This window comes from Pseudomonas sp. F(2018) (assembly GCF_005508865.1).
Classification (GTDB): domain Bacteria; phylum Pseudomonadota; class Gammaproteobacteria; order Pseudomonadales; family Pseudomonadaceae; genus Aquipseudomonas.
Genome location: NZ_SCOM01000003.1, coordinates 199559 through 216667 on the forward strand (window position 1 = coordinate 199559; position 17109 = coordinate 216667).

The 17109-nt window shown below is 66.6% G+C and carries 14 protein-coding genes, 1 pseudogene and 1 riboswitch; of the genes and pseudogenes, 10 read left to right on the forward strand and 5 right to left on the reverse strand.

From position 1 onward, the window contains the following. Positions 1–38: 38 nt before the first annotated feature. A complete protein-coding gene (locus FFS62_RS14865; RefSeq protein ID WP_137973612.1) occupies positions 39–1187 on the reverse strand; it encodes a TDT family transporter in 1149 nt (382 codons plus the stop codon). Between the two features lie 111 nt (positions 1188–1298). Here FFS62_RS14865 and FFS62_RS14870 point away from each other — a divergent pair, with 111 nt between their 5' ends. The 4 genes and pseudogenes from FFS62_RS14870 to ligB all read left to right on the forward strand — a co-directional run bounded on the left by FFS62_RS14870 (position 1299) and on the right by ligB (position 6259). Next, on the forward strand, positions 1299–2189 hold the full coding sequence (locus tag FFS62_RS14870; RefSeq protein WP_137973613.1) for a LysR family transcriptional regulator: 891 nt from the start codon (positions 1299–1301) through the stop codon (positions 2187–2189). Positions 2190–2235: 46 nt separating this feature from the next. Then, positions 2236–3231, forward strand: coding sequence for a metalloregulator ArsR/SmtB family transcription factor (locus tag FFS62_RS14875; RefSeq protein WP_137973614.1), 996 nt, complete (start codon positions 2236–2238; stop codon positions 3229–3231). Between the two features lie 13 nt (positions 3232–3244). Next, positions 3245–4435 (forward strand): methionine adenosyltransferase, encoded by a 1191-nt coding sequence (gene metK, locus FFS62_RS14880; RefSeq protein ID WP_137973615.1) that lies wholly within the window; start codon positions 3245–3247, stop codon positions 4433–4435. 159 nt (positions 4436–4594) lie between these two features. Next, positions 4595–6259: pseudogene (gene ligB, locus FFS62_RS14885) on the forward strand (NAD-dependent DNA ligase LigB). Here the strand turns inward: ligB and FFS62_RS14890 are convergent. Both FFS62_RS14890 and FFS62_RS14895 read right to left on the reverse strand, forming a co-directional pair. Beyond that, positions 6256–6705, reverse strand: a complete 450-nt coding sequence (locus FFS62_RS14890; RefSeq protein WP_137973616.1) for a cytochrome c — start codon at positions 6703–6705, stop codon at positions 6256–6258. The pseudogene ligB and the gene FFS62_RS14890 overlap by 4 nt on opposite strands. 62 nt (positions 6706–6767) lie before the next feature. Further along, positions 6768–7172, reverse strand: coding sequence for an acyl-CoA thioesterase (locus tag FFS62_RS14895; RefSeq protein ID WP_137973617.1), 405 nt, complete (start codon positions 7170–7172; stop codon positions 6768–6770). A 185-nt stretch (positions 7173–7357) separates the two neighbouring features. After that, positions 7358–7457: riboswitch (S-adenosyl-L-homocysteine riboswitch) on the forward strand. A 23-nt stretch (positions 7458–7480) separates the two neighbouring features. On the opposite strand from FFS62_RS14895, the gene ahcY reads away from it, so the two are divergent. From ahcY to FFS62_RS14920, 5 genes are all read left to right on the forward strand, one after another. Further along, a complete protein-coding gene (gene ahcY / locus FFS62_RS14900; RefSeq protein ID WP_256662260.1) occupies positions 7481–8869 on the forward strand; it encodes an adenosylhomocysteinase in 1389 nt (462 codons plus the stop codon). Positions 8870–8929: 60 nt separating this feature from the next. Next, positions 8930–9775, forward strand: a complete 846-nt coding sequence (gene metF, locus FFS62_RS14905) for a methylenetetrahydrofolate reductase [NAD(P)H] (protein WP_137973619.1) — start codon at positions 8930–8932, stop codon at positions 9773–9775. 107 nt (positions 9776–9882) lie between these two features. Further along, positions 9883–11259: a nucleotide 5'-monophosphate nucleosidase PpnN gene (gene ppnN / locus FFS62_RS14910; RefSeq protein WP_137973620.1), complete on the forward strand. Its 1377-nt coding sequence runs from the start codon at positions 9883–9885 to the stop codon at positions 11257–11259. A gap of 59 nt (positions 11260–11318) precedes the next feature. Further along, positions 11319–12089, forward strand: a complete 771-nt coding sequence (locus FFS62_RS14915; RefSeq protein WP_137973621.1) for an ABC transporter substrate-binding protein — start codon at positions 11319–11321, stop codon at positions 12087–12089. A 199-nt stretch (positions 12090–12288) separates the two neighbouring features. After that, complete coding sequence (locus tag FFS62_RS14920) at positions 12289–14169, forward strand: DEAD/DEAH box helicase (RefSeq protein ID WP_137973622.1); 1881 nt, start codon at positions 12289–12291, stop codon at positions 14167–14169. 108 nt (positions 14170–14277) lie between these two features. Here FFS62_RS14920 and FFS62_RS14925 read toward each other — a convergent pair whose 3' ends face one another. Together FFS62_RS14925 and FFS62_RS14930 are read right to left on the reverse strand one after the other, a co-directional pair. Next, positions 14278–14853 (reverse strand): YceI family protein, encoded by a 576-nt coding sequence (locus tag FFS62_RS14925; protein ID WP_137973623.1) that lies wholly within the window; start codon positions 14851–14853, stop codon positions 14278–14280. An 18-nt stretch (positions 14854–14871) separates the two neighbouring features. Further along, positions 14872–15426, reverse strand: coding sequence for a cytochrome b (locus FFS62_RS14930; protein ID WP_137973624.1), 555 nt, complete (start codon positions 15424–15426; stop codon positions 14872–14874). A gap of 243 nt (positions 15427–15669) precedes the next feature. Between FFS62_RS14930 and FFS62_RS14935 the strand changes: the two genes are divergently transcribed. Next, a complete protein-coding gene (locus FFS62_RS14935) occupies positions 15670–17076 on the forward strand; it encodes an adenosylmethionine--8-amino-7-oxononanoate transaminase (protein WP_137973625.1) in 1407 nt (468 codons plus the stop codon). The last annotated feature ends 33 nt before the right edge of the window (positions 17077–17109 follow it).

Here is a 17109-nt window from a genome sequence, read left to right on the forward strand (position 1 = left end):
CCCGCGCAGATCGGCGAAAAGCGTGCCGAAACGCCCCCTCAGTCCGCCGTGAACACCCCATGGGCCGGCGCGTTCGGCCCGCTCAGGCAGGGCGCCTCGAACAGCTCGCCATGCCAGACACCACGCAGGGTGCGCTGCAGCACCAGCAGCCAGACCGCCGCCAGCTGCACCGCCAGCATCAGGCCGACCAGGGCGAAGAAGCGCAGCTCGGTCAGGCGCTCCAGCTCGAAGGTGGCCAGGGTGAATACCCCCAGCGGGAAAGTGAAGCCCCACCAGCCCAGGTTGAACGGCATGTTGTCGCGGATGTAGTGGCGGGTGAAGAAGATCGCCGTGACCAGCCACCACAAGCCGGCACCCCACAGCGCCAGGCCGCCGACCAGGCTCAGGCCGCTGGCCACCTCGGCGGCTCCGGCCATGGCCGTGCCGGCGAAGGCGGCCGGGGCATCCTGGCCCATGGTCAGCAGGCCCAGGCAGCCGGTGGCCAGCGGGCCGAGCGGCAGCCAACTGGTGGCGGCGAAATCGGTATCGGGCAGCTTGTGCAGGGCCAGGCGCAGCAGCACCAGGGTGATCAGCGAGAAGGCCAGGGACAGCGACATGCCCCACAGCACGAAACCGACCGCCAGCATCAGCCGCGCCGAAGCCGGATCGAGGTAAGGTGCCAGGCCACCGGCCGCACCGGCCGCCACCTCGGGCGCGACGATGGGCAGCAGCCAAACGGCAGTCATCTTCTCCAGCGCATGACTCTGCCGGGTGAACATCAGGTAGGGCACCAGCAACGCGCTACCCAGCGCCATGGCCGCATCCAGCCACCACAGCACATGCGCCAGCGCGTACACGCCCTCGCCCCAGCGCGCGGGACCGAACTGCACCAGCCCACCGATCAGCATGGCCAGGCCCATGGGAATGGCGCCGAGGAACATCGACTGCACCGGGTGCAGCAGCATCGGCCAGACCGTATCGCGGTGCAGCAGCACGCGGCTGAGGAACAGCAGGCTGAACAGGGCGAACAGCACCACACCGAACAGCCACAGCGCCTCGGCCAGGGCCATCTGCCCCGGCAGGGTCCACGGCAGGTGAGCGACCACCAGGGCCAGCACACCGGTACCCATGGTCATGGCGAACCAGTTGGGCGTGAAGTGGCGAACGAAGGCCCAGGGCTCGGGCAGACGGGTAAAGGGGCGCGGCATGGGGATTTCCGAAAGACAGACAAGCGAGGCGCCAAGGCTAGGGAAGCGCTTGCCATATGAAAAATACATATTCAGCATGATCTGCATGCCTTCTCTTTATGTGTATGTACGATGAACCTGCATCACCTCAAGGTCTTCCTCGCCGTCGCCGAGGCCGGCAGCATCAGCGCCGGCGCCCAGCGCCTGCATATCAGCCAGCCGGCGGTGACCCGCGAGATTCGCGACCTGGAGGCCAGCCTCGGCCTGGCCCTGTTCGATCGCCACCCCCGCGGCGTGAGGCCGACCGAGGGCGGCCAGCGCCTGCTGCAGTTCGCCGAGCGCATCTTCGCCCTGGAGCAGGCGGCCGAGCGCGACCTGCGCGACTACGCCAACCTCAGCCACGGCGAGCTGTACCTGGGCGCCAGCGCCACTCTCGGCGCCTACCTGTTGCCACCGCTGCTGAACCGCTTCCGCCGCCTGCATCCGCAGGTGTTCGTCGACCTGCGGGTGAGCAACACCCATGAAGTCACCCAGCAACTGGACGACGGCAGCATCGCCCTGGGCTTCGTCGAAGGCCCCTTCGCCCAGGACGACTACGCCTGCCACCGCCTGGCCCGCGACCGGCTGCTGCCGGTGGTCGGCCCCGCCCACCCGCTGGCCGGGCGCCGCGGCCTGCATGGCCGCGACCTGCAGGAGCACGACCTGTACCTGCGCGAGCCCGGCTCCGGCGCCCGCGCCAGCATCGAGCAGGCGTACCGCGAGCACGGCCTGCGGGCCGAGGCGCGCATGGCCATCGGCGGCACCGAAGCGCTCAAGCGCCTGATCGCCGGCGGCCATGGCATCGCCTGGCTGTCGCAACTGGTGGTCGAGGACGAACTGGCCGATGGCCGCCTGGTGCGCCTGGACGTGCGTGACCTGCAGATCGAGCGCGACCTGCATATGCTCTGGCGCCGCGACGCCCAGCTGAGCCCGGCACCTGCCGCCTTCCTGGAGCTCCTGACAGGCAATATCAAAACTTTTTGATATTGCTGTTGCTGGATGAAAAGTGAGCGACTAGACTGCCGCCTCTATGAATATGCGCGTGCCCCAGCTCCGTTTCGAGCCAGCCGATGAGCTCGCCGCCCTGTGCAAGGCCGGCGGCGACCCGCTGCGCCTGAACGTGCTGCGTGCGCTGGCCAACGACTCGTTCGGCGTACTGGAACTGGCGCAGATCTTCGCCATCGGCCAGTCGGGCATGAGCCACCACCTCAAGGTGCTGGCCCAGGCCGGTCTGGTGGCCACACGGCGCGAAGGCAATGCGGTGTTCTACCGCCGCGCCCTGCCCCAGGGCGAGCTGCTCGGCGGTGCCTTGCATGCCGCGCTGCTGCAGGAAGTCGAAGAGCTGCAGCTGCCGGGCGACGTGCAACAGCGCATCGCCGCCGTGCACGCCCAGCGCGCTGCGGCCAGCCGCGACTTCTTCGCCAAGACGGCGGACAAGTTCCAGGCCCAGCAGGACCTGATCGCCGGCCTGCCGCAGTACCGCGACAGCGTGCTGGCCCTGCTCGATGCACTGAATTTCGCGCCGGGCAGCACGGCGCTGGAAGTTGGCCCCGGCGACGGCGGTTTCCTCCCCGAGCTGGCGCGCCGCTTCGGCAACGTGGTGGCGCTGGACAACAGCGCGGCGATGCTGGAGCTGGCCCGCCAGCGCTGCGAACAAGAACAACTGGGCAATGTCGAGCTGCAGCTCGCCGATGCCCTGAACGACGAGATCGGCGCCGCCGACTGCGTGGTGGTGAACATGGTCCTGCACCATTTCGCCGCCCCGGCCGAGGCGCTGAAGCAGCTGGCCCGCTTGGTGAAGAACGGCGGCAGCCTGCTGGTGACCGAGTTGTGCAGCCATGACCAGAGTTGGGCCAGGACGGCCTGCGGCGATCTCTGGCTCGGCTTCGAACAGGAAGATCTGGCCCGCTGGGCCGATGCCGCGGGGCTCACGCCCGGCGAGAGCCTCTATGTGGGCCTCAAGAACGGCTTTCAGATTCAGGTACGGCACTTCGCCAAGCCGGATGCGAAGCAAAACCAGGAATGAATAGGATTTTGAAATGAGCGAATACTCCCTGTTTACCTCCGAGTCCGTGTCCGAAGGCCATCCGGACAAGATCGCCGACCAGATTTCCGATGCCGTCCTCGACGCCATCATCGCCCAGGACAAGCACGCCCGCGTGGCCGTGGAAACCCTGGTCAAGACCGGCGTCGCCATCGTCGCCGGTGAAGTCACCACCAGCGCCTGGGTCGACCTCGAGCAGATCGTCCGCGACGTGATCTGCGACATCGGCTACACCAGCTCCGACGTCGGTTTCGACGGCGCCACCTGCGGCGTGATGAACATCATTGGCAAGCAGTCCCCGGACATCAACCAGGGTGTCGACCGCGCCAAGCCGGAAGACCAGGGTGCCGGCGACCAGGGCCTGATGTTCGGCTACGCCAGCAACGAAACCGACGTGCTGATGCCGGCACCGATCCGCTTCTCCCACGCCCTGGTCGAGCGCCAGGCCGAAGCGCGCAAGTCCGGTCTGCTGACCTGGCTGCGCCCGGACGCCAAGTCCCAGGTCACCTGCCAGTACGAAAACGGCAAGGTGGTCGGCATCGACGCCGTGGTGCTGTCCACCCAGCACAACCCGGAAGTGTCCCTGGCTGACCTGCGTGAAGGCGTGATGGAGTTGATCATCAAGCACGCCCTGCCAGCCGAGCTGCTGCACAAGGACACCCAGTTCCACATCAACCCGACCGGCAACTTCGTGATCGGCGGCCCGGTGGGCGACTGCGGTCTGACCGGCCGCAAGATCATCGTCGACTCCTATGGCGGCATGGCCCGTCACGGCGGCGGCGCCTTCTCCGGCAAGGATCCATCCAAGGTCGACCGTTCGGCTGCCTACGCCGGCCGTTACGTGGCCAAGAACATCGTCGCCGCCGGCCTGGCCGACCGCTGCGAGATTCAGGTGTCCTACGCCATCGGCGTGGCCCAGCCGACCTCCATCTCGATCAACACCTTCGGCACCCACAAGATCGCCGAAGACAAGATCATCAAGCTGGTGCGTGAGGTGTTCGACCTGCGTCCGTACGCCATCACCAAGATGCTCAACCTGCTGCACCCGATGTACCAGGAGACCGCGGCCTACGGCCACTTCGGCCGCACCCCGCAGCAGAAGACCGTCGGCGACGACAGCTTCAGCACCTTCACCTGGGAGAAGACCGACAAGGTCGCCGACCTGCGCGCCGCTGCCGGCCTGTAAGGTTATCCCGCAATGCAAAAAGCCCCGCCTAGTGCGGGGCTTTTTGTTGGGGCTCAGAAATGGAAGGAGAAACCGAAGCCGGTGCCGGCAAAGCGCAGGGCGCTAGCTGCGGACAGAGGCTAGTCTCTGTTCGAGTCCTCGAGAGCAAGGATGCTCGCCATGCGCCACTGGATTGCTCCACCGCTGCTGTTTCTCGCCTGCACCGCGCAGGCCGCGCCCTGCCCCGACTGGCCCGCCACCCAGGCCGCCGAGGAAATCGCCGCCCTCGAGCGGCGCATCGCCGAATGGGATCGGGCCTATCACGTCGATGGCCAGGCGCAGATCGGCGATGAGCTCTATGACCAGAGCCGCGCTCGCCTCGAGCAGTGGCAGGCCTGCTTTGCCCAACAACATGCCGCTGCGCCTGCCACAGCGCTGCAAGGCGCCGGCGGCCCGGTTGCGCATCCGGTCGCCCAGACCGGGCTGGCCAAGCTGCGCGACGAGGCGGCCGTGCGTAGCTGGATGGCCGGACGCGACGATCTGTGGATTCAGCCCAAGGTCGACGGCGTGGCCGTCACCCTGCTCTATCGCAATGGCCAGCTGCAGCAGGCGATCAGCCGTGGCGACGGTCGCAGCGGCCAGGACTGGACCGCCCGCGCCCGCCTGATCGAGGCCATTCCCCGGCAGTTGCCACGACAAGGCGAACTGATCCTGCAGGGCGAACTGTACTGGCGTACGCCCGGCCATGTGCAGGCCCGCGACGGCGGCAACGGCCTGCGGGGCAAGGCCGCCGGCGCCATGGCGCGCGGCACGCTGGACGCCGAACGGGCCGCCACTATCGGCCTGTTCGTGTGGGACTGACCCAACGGTCCCGCCGGCATGGAGGAGCGCCTGCAGGGGCTGCGCGAGCTGGGCTTCGCCGACAGCGTCGAGCTGACCCAGCCCCTGCGCTCCGAGGCAGAGGCTCGCCAGTGGCGCGAGCGCTGGTACCGCGCCGAACTGCCCTTCGCCAGCGACGGCGTCGTGCTGCGCCAAGGGCAACGCCCGAACGGCGAACGCTGGATCGCCGAGCCACCGAGCTGGGCCGCCGCCTGGAAATACCCGCCGCGCCAGGCGCTGGCACAAGTGCGCGCCGTGCAATTTCAGATCGGCCGCACCGGACGAATCACCCCGCTGCTGCAGCTGCAACCGGTCGAGCTGGATGGCCGCCGGGTGAGCCGCGTCGGCCTCGGCTCGCTGCAACGCTGGCAGGCGCTGGATATCCGCCCCGGCGACCAGGTGGCGGTCGCCCTGGCCGGCCTGACCATTCCACGGCTGGATGGCGTGGTCTGGCGCAGCCAGCAGCGCGGCACGCTGGCCATTCCCGATCCGGCCGCCCACCACCCGCTCAGCTGCTGGCGCCCCACGCCCGGTTGCGAGAGTCAGTTCGCCGCGCGCCAGCAATGGCTGAGCGGCAAGCAGGGGCTGGCGCTGCCCGGCGTCGGCGCCGGCACCTGGGAAAAACTGCGTCTGCAGGGACTGCTGGACTGGCTGGAATTGCAGGAGAGCGAACTGGCCAAGCGCCCCGGCTTCGGCCAGCGCAGCGCGGCCAATCTGCATGGCAGCTTCGCCAGCGCCCGGCAACGCTCGTTCCAGCAGTGGCTGCGCGCCCTGGGTCTGCCGCCCAGCGGCTCGGCGCCGCTGCAAGGCGACTGGGAAACCCTGGCCGCCCGCGATGCCGCGGATTGGGACGCCTACGGCGGCATCGGCCCGACCCGTGCCGCACAGCTGGCGGCCTTCTTCCGTCACCCGGAAGTGCTGCATTTGCGCGAGCAGCTACAGCGCGCGGGAGTGGCGGGTTTCTAGTAGATGCGGAACTCTTCGTGGCAGGCCTTGCAGGCGGCCTCGACCTTGGCCACTGGCGCGCCCAGTGCCTCGGCGCGCAACGGCTTGACCTGAACCCGGCTACGCAACTCGGCGGTGGCCACTTCCAGCTCGCGCGCCAGTTGCTGGAAACGCTCCTGGCGTTGCCAGACGTCGTCACGCGCATGGCTGTCGTCGCCGGCTTCCTGCACCTGGGGGAAATGCTGCCAGGGCTGGCGCGACAGCTCGTCGAGGCGGATCGCGCCTTCTGCGAAGCTCTTTTCATTGAAGCTCAGACGCCCGCGCAGCATGCCGCCCAGGTCTTCGCTGGTGCGCAGCATGTCCTTGAACAGCGCCTGGCGCTTGCCCAGTGGCGAATCGGGATCGACCCGATCGCAGGCGGCGAGCAGGGTACAGGCCAGCAGGGCCATGAGGATTTTCGACTTCATCGTTACGACTGGCTGGGAACGGAGGGCGACAGTATTGCCACTCTCCGCCCCGCGGCCAAGGGTTAGGATGCCGCAGCCTGCTCCGGGAAGCGGTCGCGGATGTAGCTGATCTGGGTCTTGCCATGGGGCGTCGCCAGGCCTTCCGCATCCACGTTGACGAACACCAGCTTGTCGATGGTCAGGATGCTCTTGCGGGTGATCTTGTTGCGCACCTCGCAACGCAGGGTCAGCGAGGTGCGACCGAACTCGGTGGCGGTGATGCCCAGCTCGATGATGTCGCCCTGGCGCGCCGAGCTGACGAAGTTGATCTCGGAGATCAGCTTGGTCACCACCTTCTGGCTGTCGAGCTGGATGATGGCGTAGATCGCCGCCTCCTCGTCGATCCACTTCAGCAGGCTGCCGCCGAACAAGGTGCCGTTGGGGTTGAGATCTTCGGGTTTCACCCATTTGCGTGTGTGGAATTTCATCGCCACTTCTCCTGTCTGGTCGGTCAGTTTCGAGCGACAGGATGAACCGTAACGGCGCCGATTTCCCGGCAAGGTTTTCAATCGTCCCGATAGAAGCGCGCGACGGAAGACCTTGGGCAACGCCGTCAGGCTGGCTATAATCGCCGGGCTTCACGCGATCGGCTCAGCCCGGTCGTGCCCGCCACCTGTCCGAGGGGCGCTGCAGCAGACGAAAGCCCCATGTGGCTTTCACCTGTCAGGCTCGGATGGGGCGTTAACCATACGCATCAACGGCGCCCATTCGCAGACAACGAATGGAGTGCTATTGCATGGCTTTCAACGATTTCAAAGTCGCCGATATTTCCCTGGCCGATTGGGGCCGCAAAGAGCTGATCATCGCCGAGTCGGAAATGCCGGCTCTGATGGGCCTGCGCCGCAAGTACGCCGGTGAGCAGCCGCTCAAGGGCGCCAAGATCATCGGCTGCATCCACATGACCATCCAGACCGGCGTGCTGATCGAGACCCTGATCGCGCTCGGTGCAGAGGTGCGCTGGTCGTCCTGCAACATCTTCTCGACCCAGGACCAGGCCGCTGCCGCCATCGCCGCCGCCGGTATCCCGGTGTTCGCCTGGAAGGGCGAGACCGAGGAAGAGTACGAGTGGTGCATCGAGCAGACCATCCTCAAGGATGGCCAGCCGTGGGACGCCAACATGATCCTGGACGACGGCGGCGACCTGACCCAGATCATCCACGAGCGCTACCCGGCGATGCTGGAGAAGATCCACGGCATCACCGAAGAGACCACTACCGGCGTGCACCGCCTGCTCGACATGCTCAAGGCCGGCACCCTGAAAGTCCCGGCGATCAACGTCAACGACTCGGTGACCAAGAGCAAGAACGACAACAAGTACGGCTGCCGTCATAGCCTGAACGACGCCATCAAGCGCGGCGTCGACCACCTGCTGTCCGGCAAGCAGGCCCTGGTGATCGGCTACGGCGACGTGGGCAAGGGCTCCGCCCAGTCCCTGCGCCAGGAGGGCATGATCGTCAAGGTTTCCGAGATCGACCCGATCTGCGCCATGCAGGCCTGCATGGACGGCTTCGAAGTCGCCTCGCCTTACCTCAACGGTCTGAACGACGGCACCGAGGCCAGCATCGACAAGGCCCTGCTGGGCAAGATCGACCTGATCGTCACCACCACCGGTAACGTCAACGTCTGCGACGCCAACATGCTCAAGGCCCTGAAGAAGCGCGCCGTGGTGTGCAACATCGGCCACTTCGATAATGAAATTGATACGGCCTTCATGCGCAAGAACTGGGCGTGGGAAGAGGTCAAGCCGCAGGTGCACAAGATCCACCGCACCGGCGCAGGCCAGTTCGACCCGCGCAACGAGGACTACCTGATCCTGCTGGCCGAAGGCCGCCTGGTGAACCTGGGCAACGCCACCGGCCACCCGAGCCGAATTATGGACGGCTCCTTCGCCAACCAGGTGCTGGCGCAGATCCACCTGTACGGCGCCAAGTTCGCCGACCTGCCGGCCGCCGACAAGGGCGCGCGCCTGACCGTGGAAGTGCTGCCGAAGAAGCTCGACGAGGAAGTGGCCCTGGAGATGGTGCGCGGCTTCGGCGGCGTGGTCACCCAGCTGACCCCGAAACAGGCCGAGTACATCGGCGTGACCGTCGAAGGCCCGTTCAAGCCGGACGCCTACCGTTACTGATGCACCGGGAAGGCGGGGCGGCAACGCCCCGCCTTCTTCGTGTCTGCAAGGACCAGATATATGTCGCAAGAACGTCGCTACAGTTTCGAGTTCTTCCCCACCAAGACCGACGCCGGCCACGAGAAGCTGATGGGCGTGGCCCGCCAGCTGGCCGGCTACAACCCGGACTTCTTCTCCTGCACCTACGGTGCCGGTGGTTCCACCCGCGATCGCACCCTGAACACCGTGCTGCAGCTGGATGGCGATGTCGGCGTGCCGACCGCGCCGCACCTGTCCTGCGTCGGTGACAGCAAGGACGAGCTGCGTAGCCTGCTCAGCCAGTACAAGAACTCCGGGATCAAGCGCATCGTCGCCCTGCGCGGCGACCTGCCGTCCGGTATGGGCATGGCCAGCGGCGAGCTGCGCTACGCCAACGAGCTGGTGGAGTTCATTCGCAGCGAAACCGGCGACCACTTCCATATCGAAGTGGCCGCCTACCCGGAAGTGCACCCGCAGGCGCGCAGCTACGAGGACGATCTGCAGAACTTCGTGCGCAAGTGCCAGGCCGGTGCCAACAGCGCCATCACCCAGTACTTCTTCAGCGCCGACTGCTACTTCTACTTCGTCGAGCGCGTGCGCAAGCTGGGCGTGGAGCTGCCAATCGTGCCGGGCATCATGCCGATCACCAACTACAGCAAGCTGGCGCGTTTCTCCGACGCCTGCGGCGCCGAGATCCCACGCTGGATCCGCAAGCAGCTGGAAGCCTACGGCGACGATCTGGAGAGCATCCAGGCCTTCGGCGAGCAGGTGGTCAGCGAGATGTGCGAGCGCCTGCTGCAAGGTGGCGCGCCGGGCCTGCACTTCTATACCCTGAACCAGGCCGACGCCAGTCTGGCCATCTGGAACAACCTCAAGCTGCCACGCTGAGGCGAGCGCGCCGCCGGAGCAACTTCGCGACGGCGGCGCGATCTCATACCAGACACCCCCTGCGCGCCGCCCCCCGACGCGATCGCGCGCTCGACACGGAAGCCTAGATGACTCTGGTACGCAACAAGATCAACGCCTCGGTTAGCCCCAAGGGCAGCCTCGAAACCCTTTCCCAGCGCGAAGTGCAGCAACTGCGCGAAACCGGCTCCGGCACCATCTATGCCCTGTTCCGCCAATGCGCCCTGGCGATCCTCAACACCGGCTCGCACAGCGACAACGCCAAGACCATCCTCGAGGCCTACCCGGACTTCGAGGTGATCATCCACCAGCAGGATCGCGGCATCCGTCTGGAGCTGCGCAACGCCCCGGCCGACGCCTTCGTCGATGGCGAGATGATCGCCAGCACCCGCGAGATGCTGTTCAGCGCCCTGCGCGACATCGTCTACACCCAGAGCGAGCTGGAAAACCAGCGCATCGACTTCGAGAGCTCCCAGGGCATCACCGACTACGTCTTCCACCTGCTGCGCAACGCCCGCACCCTGCGCGCCGGTGTCGAGCCGCGGATGGCGGTGTGCTGGGGCGGCCACTCGATCAGCACCGAGGAATACAAGTACACCAAGAAGGTCGGCCACGAGCTCGGCCTGCGCCGCCTGGACGTCTGTACCGGCTGCGGCCCGGGCGTGATGAAGGGGCCGATGAAGGGCGCCACCATCGCCCACGCCAAGCAGCGCATCGTCGGCGCCCGCTACCTGGGCCTGACCGAGCCGGGCATCATCGCCGCCGAGGCGCCCAACCCGATCGTCAACGAGCTGGTGATCCTGCCGGACATCGAGAAGCGCCTGGAGGCCTTCGTCCGCGTCGGCCACGGCATCATCATCTTCCCCGGCGGGGTCGGCACGGCCGAGGAATTCCTCTACCTGCTGGGCATCCTCACCCACCCGGACAACGCCGAGCTGCCCTTCCCGGTGATCCTCACCGGGCCGAAGAGCGCCTCGACCTACCTCAAGCAGCTGCACGAGTTCATCGGGGAGACCCTCGGCGAAGTGGCCCAGCAGCGCTACCAGATGATCATCAACGACCCGGCCGAAGTGGCCCGGCAGATGGCCGCCGGCATCCACGCCGTGGAGCAGTTCCGCCGCGAGCGCAACGATGCCTTCCACTTCAACTGGCTGCTGAAGATCGACGAGGGCTTCCAGCGCCCGTTCGAGCCGACCCACGCCAGCATGGCCGCGCTCAACCTGACCCGCGAGCAGCCGCTGCATGAGCTGGCCGCCAACCTGCGCCGCGCCTTCTCCGGCATCGTCGCCGGCAACGTCAAGGCCCACGGCATCCGCATGATCGAGGCGCACGGCCCGTACGAGATCAAGGGCGACCCGACCATCATGCGTCCGCTCGACCGCCTGCTGCAGGCCTTCGTCGAACAGCACCGCATGAAGCTGCCGGGCGGCAGCGCCTATGTGCCCTGCTACCGGGTGGTCAGTTAGTCGCGCATTCGACCAATTGGCCACTGTTGCGGCAGCAGTAATCTCGCTACTCTGGCGCAATGCCATTATCCCAGCGCCAGCTTTACGCCGTCGCACTGCTGCTCTGCCTCGCCTTCACGGCGCGGGCGGAGCCGCTGCGCATCGTCACCGAGGCCTGGGCTCCCTACGTCTACGAGGAGAACGGCCAACCGGTCGGGCTCGACTACGAGATCAGCGCCGAAGTGCTGCGCCGCCTGGGCGTGGAGGTCGAGTGGCAGTTCCTGCCGTGGAAGCGCTGCCTGCTGGCCTTCGAGCAGGGCCAGGCCGATGGCATTCTCGATATCTTCCGCCTCGCCGAGCGCGAGCCGCAGATGCTGTTCGTCGACGAGCCGTTGTCGGAGGTCGAGTTCGTGCTGTTCTACGCGCGCCAGCGGCCCTATCCCTATCGCTCGCTGGAAGACCTGCGCGACCTGCTGATCGGCACTTCGCCGGGCTATTGGTACAACGACCAGGCCTTCCGCGACTCGCGCCTGTTCAGCCGCGAGGAAGCGCCGACTCACGAGGCCAACCTGGGCAAGCTGGTGCGTCAGCGCGTGGATCTGGTGGTCAACGACCGTCGCGCCGGCATGTACCTGGCCGCCCGCATGGGACTCGGCGCGCAGCTCGGCTACAACCCCAAGGCCGTCGGCGAGGACCGCCTGTACCTGGCCCTGCGCCGCACGCCGGAACTGGCGGCCCTGGCCGAGCGCTTCGCCAGCGAGCTGCGCCGCTTCAAGCGCGAGCCGACCTATGCCCATCTGCAGGCGCGCTATGCCGAGCCGGCCGATGCGCCGGTCGCCGCCAAGGATTGATCCAGGCCACGAAAATCAGGCGACGGGCAGCTAGCGGCGTAGCCATGTTGCTCTGTTATACTCCGGGCTCCCGCCAGGCTTGCGCCCGGATGCTCGGCAACCCATCGCCCAGCAGTACCGGACGGGATCGTTCAGCAAGAGCGATTCAAGCCAGGCAACTTCCCCAATGGGCCTTCGCCCCAATATGACAGGATGACTCATGTCCTTTGTTTCCCTCGGTCTCTCCGAGGCTTTAGCCAATGCGGTAGAAGCTGCCGGCTACACCCAACCCACTCCTGTGCAGCAGCGGGCCATTCCCGCCGTGTTGCAAGGCCGCGATCTGATGGTCGCCGCCCAGACGGGTACCGGTAAAACCGCGGGCTTCGCCCTGCCGATCCTCGAGCGCCTGTTCCCCAACGGCCATCCGGACCGCGAACACCGCCACGGCCCGAAACAACCCCGGGTTCTGGTACTGACCCCGACCCGTGAACTGGCCGCCCAGGTGCATGACAGCTTCAAGGTCTATGCCCGCGACCTGAAATTTGTCAGCGCCTGCATCTTCGGCGGCGTCGGCATGAATCCCCAGGTGCAGGCCCTGGCCAAGGGCGTCGACGTCCTGGTCGCCTGCCCCGGCCGCCTGCTCGACCTGGTCAACCAGAAGGCCATCGACCTCTCCCACGTGGAGATCCTGGTGCTAGACGAAGCCGACCGCATGCTCGACATGGGCTTCATCCACGACGTGAAGAAGGTGCTGGCCAAGCTGCCGGCGCAACGCCAGAACCTGCTGTTCTCGGCGACCTTCTCCAAGGACATCACCGACCTCGCCGGCAAGCTGCTGCACAACCCCGAGCGCATCGAGGTCACGCCGCCGAACACCACGGTCGAGCGCATCGAGCAGCGCGTGTTCCGCCTGCCGGCCAGCCACAAGCGCGCCCTCCTCGCCCATCTGGTGACCCAGGGTGCCTGGGAACAGGTGCTGGTGTTCACCCGCACCAAGCACGGCGCCAACCGCCTGGCCGAATACCTGGACAAGCACGGCCTGCCGGCCGCCGCGATCCACGGCAACAAGAGCCAGAACGCGCGCACCAAGGCCCTGGCCGACTTCAAGGCAAACCAGGTGCGCATCCTGGTCGCCACCGACATCGCCGCTCGCGGTCTGGACATCGACCAGCTGCCCCATGTGGTCAACTACGAGCTGCCCAATGTCGAGGAAGACTATGTGCACCGCATCGGCCGTACCGGCCGTGCCGGGCGCAGCGGCGAGGCCATCTCGCTGGTGGCGCCGGACGAGGAGAAGCTGCTCAAGGCCATCGAGCGCCTGACCAAGCAGCGCATCCCCGATGGCGACATGCAGGGCTTCGACCCGGCCAGCGTCGAGGTGGAGAAACCGGAGGTGCGCGGTCCGCGCCCCGAGCGCCAGCCGCGCGCCGACAAGCCGCGCCATGAAGCCAAGCACGAGCCCAAGGTCGCTGGCGAAGCCGGCGAAGGCCAGGGCAAGAAGCGCAAGCGCCGCCGTGGCAAAGGCAAAGGCGAAGGCGAGCAGCAGCCAGGCCAGCAACAGGGCCAGCAGGCGCGCCAGCCGCGTCAGTCGCAGGCGCCGGCTCCGGCAGCGCAGCCCAATCGCGATCCGGAAGAGTTCCTCGACGACGACTTCGACAACTTCGGCAACCGCGCCGACTACGTGCCGACCCAGCCGAAGCCCCAGGGACGCAACCCGCGTCGCGGCGGCGGCCAGGGCGGTGGTCAGGGCCAAGGCCAGCGCAGCCAGGGCGGCGGCCAGCAGGGCCAGCGCCAGGGCGGTGGCGGTCAGGGTGGCCAGCGTCAGGGCAAGCCTGCCGGTCAGCGCCAGGGTGGCGGCCAGGGTCAGAACCGCGGCCAGCGCCAGGGCGGTCAGCGCAGCCAGGGCGGCGGTCGTCGCGACGAGCCGCGCTACGAGCGCCAGGAGCCGGCGGTGCAGGACAGCCGCGCGGCCAAGCAGCCGCTGATCATCCGCAAGGGTGAGCGCCTGCCGACCATGGAGCAGCTGGAAAGCCTGCAGGACAGCCGTCCGCGCGGCGAAAAGCCGGCGCTGCTGACGCGCAAGAGCGACGCGGCGGAGTAATCCTCGCGCCATGAAAAAGCCGGCCCCAGGGCCGGCTTTTTTGTGCCAACAGAAAAGTGGCGAGGATCGTGGGCAGCGGCCGCCGGGCCACTGCCCAGCCTACCCGAGTTACTGGCGAACGCCTTCCACGGACAGGATCAGCTCCACTTCCTGGGAAGCCGGGCCGAGGTCCTTCTGGATGTCGAAGTCCTTCAGCTTCAGCTTGGTGCTGCCCTCGAAGCCGGCACGGTAGCCGCCCCACGGGTCGCTGCCTTCGCCGATGAACTTGGCGGCGATCACCACCGGCTTGGTCACACCGTTCAGGGTCAGGTTGCCGGTGATGTCGGCAGTGCCTTCGCCGGTGCTCTTGACCGAGGTGGACTCGAAGGTCGCAGTCGGGTTCTTGTCGACGTTGAGGAAGTCGCCGCTGCGCAGGTGCTTGTCACGCTCGGCGTGGTTGGAGTCGACGCTGGCGGTGTTGATCTTGACGCTGACCTTGCTGGCTTCCGGCGCCTTGGCGTCGAAGCTGAAGCTGCCGTCGAAGTCCTTGAAGGTGCCGTACAGCCAGCTGTATCCCAGGTGGCTGATCTTGAAGTTGATGAAGGCGTGCTGGCCTTCCTTGTCGATGGCGTAGTCGGCGGCCATGGCCTGGCCGGCGAACAGAGCAGCGCCCAGGGTCAGGGCGGCGAGGGATTGCTTGAGCATTAACAGTCTCCTTGTGGGTTACTTGCCGGTGCGACCGAACATGCGCACCAGGGTGGCGTCACGGTCAATGAAATGGTGTTTGAGGGCCGCCAGGGCATGCAGGCCGGCGAAGATCACCAGGGCCCAGGCGAGGTATTCGTGGACCACGCCGGCGATGTCGGCCTGATCGGGAATGCTGGTCAAGGTGGCCGGCACTTCGAACAGGCCGAACACCGGGATGCCACGGCCATCGGCGGTGGAAATCAGGTAGCCGCTGAGCATCAGTACGAACAGCGCCAGATAGAGGAAGGCGTGGCCGGCCTTGGAGGCCAGGCGGGTGACGGCGCCATGGCTAGCCGGGGCCGGCGGTGGCGGGCTGAGGAAGCGCCAGGCAACCCGAGCAAGCATGACCACGAACAGGGTGATGCCGATGCTCTTGTGCAGATCCGGAGCCGTGCGATACCAGCCGCTGTAGTAGTCGAGGCCGACCATCCACAGGCCCACGCCGAACAGACCGAACACCGCCAGGGCCACCAGCCAGTGCAGCGCGATGCTGACCAGGCCATAGGTGGAATTGGAGTTGCGCCACTGCATGAGCATGTTTCCGTACCAGGGGATGAAAGACAGCCTAGCGGCAAACGCATCGAATAAAAGCGGAAATTTTCGCTTCGAAATATCGAGTAAACAGATACTTGTGCGCCGTCGAGTTAGTCCGCAAGCACCCCGCCGGGTTCAGCGCGGCGGCCCTGGACGGCGCATCTCCGCGGACGAACGGCGAGCGGCGTATCGCCGAGGGCCTTCTGGTAGTCTCATCCGCATTCGTTTCGGAGAAGCCCCATGACCCAGAACAGCCAGTGGATGCAGCGCGACCTCGCCGTGCTGTGGCACCCCTGCACCCAGATGAAGGACCACGAGCGCCTGCCGCTGATCCCGATCAAGCGCGGCGACGGCGTGTGGCTGGAGGACTTCGACGGCAAGCGCTACCTCGACGCGGTCAGCTCCTGGTGGGTCAACGTGTTCGGCCACGGCAACCCGCGCATCAACCAGCGTATCCGCGACCAGCTCGACAGCCTGGAACACGTGATGCTGGCCGGCTTCACCCATGCGCCGGTGGTCGAACTGTCCGAGCGTCTGGTGCAGATCACCCCGGATGGCCTTTCCAAGGTGTTCTACGCCGACAACGGCTCCTCGGGCATCGAGGTGGCGCTGAAGATGAGCCACCACTACTGGATAAACCACGACCAGCCCGGCAAGAAGCGTTTCGTCACCCTGACCAACAGCTACCACGGCGAGACGGTGGCGGCCATGTCGGTGGGCGACGTGGCGTTGTTCACCGACACCTACAAGGCGTTGCTGCTCGATACGATCAAGGTGCCGAGTCCGGACTGCTACCTGCGCCCCGACGGCATGGGCTGGGAAGAACATTCGCGCACCATGTTCGCCGCCATGGAGCAGACCCTGACCGAGCATCATCACGAAGTCGCCGCGGTGATCGTCGAGCCGCTGATCCAGGGCGCCGGCGGCATGCGCATGTACCACCCGATCTACCTCAAGCTGCTGCGCGAAGCCTGCGACCGCCATGGCGTGCACCTGATCCACGACGAGATCGCCGTCGGCTTCGGCCGTACCGGCAGCATGTTCGCCTGCGAGCAGGCCGGCATCACCCCGGACTTCCTGGTGCTGTCCAAGGCGCTGACCGGCGGCTACCTGCCGATGGCCGCGGTGCTCACCACCGACCAGGTGTACGGCGCCTTCTATGACGACTACGCCACCCTGCGCGCCTTCCTCCACTCGCACACCTACACCGGCAACCCGCTGGCCTGCGCCGCGGCCCTGGCGACCCTGGACATCTTCCGCGACGACAACGTCATCGAGAAGAACAAGGCATTGGCCACCCGCATGGCCAGCGCCACCGAACACCTCAAGGACCACCCGCACGTGGCCGAAGTGCGCCAGACCGGCATGGCCCTGGCCATCGAGATGGTGCAGGACAAGACCAGCAAGACCGCCTACCCCTGGCAGCAGCGTCGTGGACTGCAGGTCTACCAGCACGCCCTGGAGCGCGGAGCCCTGCTACGCCCGCTGGGCAGCGTGGTGTACTTCCTGCCGCCCTATGTGATCACGCCCGAGCAGATCGACTTCCTCGCCGAGGTGGCCAGCGAAGGCATCGATATCGCTACCCGCGAATCGGTCAGTGTGGCGGTGGCCAGCGACCTGTATCCCAACCATCGCGACCCCGGCTGATCAGCGGGTAAACTGCACGCCTCCAGCCACTGC

Excerpts from the sequence above, each read along its gene's own strand:
- ahcY (WP_256662260.1), top strand. The coding sequence starts at position 7,481 with ATGGCTTTCAACGATTTCAAAGTCGCCGATATTTCCCTGGCCGATTGG.
- FFS62_RS14930 (WP_137973624.1), bottom strand. The coding sequence starts at position 15,426 with ATGCAGTGGCGCAACTCCAATTCCACCTATGGCCTGGTCAGCATCGCG.
- metK (WP_137973615.1), top strand. The coding sequence starts at position 3,245 with ATGAGCGAATACTCCCTGTTTACCTCCGAGTCCGTGTCCGAAGGCCAT.
- ppnN (WP_137973620.1), top strand. The coding sequence starts at position 9,883 with ATGACTCTGGTACGCAACAAGATCAACGCCTCGGTTAGCCCCAAGGGC.
- FFS62_RS14920 (WP_137973622.1), top strand. The coding sequence starts at position 12,289 with ATGTCCTTTGTTTCCCTCGGTCTCTCCGAGGCTTTAGCCAATGCGGTA.
- FFS62_RS14870 (WP_137973613.1), top strand. The coding sequence starts at position 1,299 with ATGAACCTGCATCACCTCAAGGTCTTCCTCGCCGTCGCCGAGGCCGGC.
- FFS62_RS14890 (WP_137973616.1), bottom strand. The coding sequence starts at position 6,705 with ATGAAGTCGAAAATCCTCATGGCCCTGCTGGCCTGTACCCTGCTCGCC.
- FFS62_RS14865 (WP_137973612.1), bottom strand. The coding sequence starts at position 1,187 with ATGCCGCGCCCCTTTACCCGTCTGCCCGAGCCCTGGGCCTTCGTTCGC.
- FFS62_RS14935 (WP_137973625.1), top strand. The coding sequence starts at position 15,670 with ATGACCCAGAACAGCCAGTGGATGCAGCGCGACCTCGCCGTGCTGTGG.
- FFS62_RS14915 (WP_137973621.1), top strand. The coding sequence starts at position 11,319 with ATGCCATTATCCCAGCGCCAGCTTTACGCCGTCGCACTGCTGCTCTGC.
- FFS62_RS14895 (WP_137973617.1), bottom strand. The coding sequence starts at position 7,172 with ATGAAATTCCACACACGCAAATGGGTGAAACCCGAAGATCTCAACCCC.
- FFS62_RS14875 (WP_137973614.1), top strand. The coding sequence starts at position 2,236 with ATGAATATGCGCGTGCCCCAGCTCCGTTTCGAGCCAGCCGATGAGCTC.
- metF (WP_137973619.1), top strand. The coding sequence starts at position 8,930 with ATGTCGCAAGAACGTCGCTACAGTTTCGAGTTCTTCCCCACCAAGACC.
- FFS62_RS14925 (WP_137973623.1), bottom strand. The coding sequence starts at position 14,853 with ATGCTCAAGCAATCCCTCGCCGCCCTGACCCTGGGCGCTGCTCTGTTC.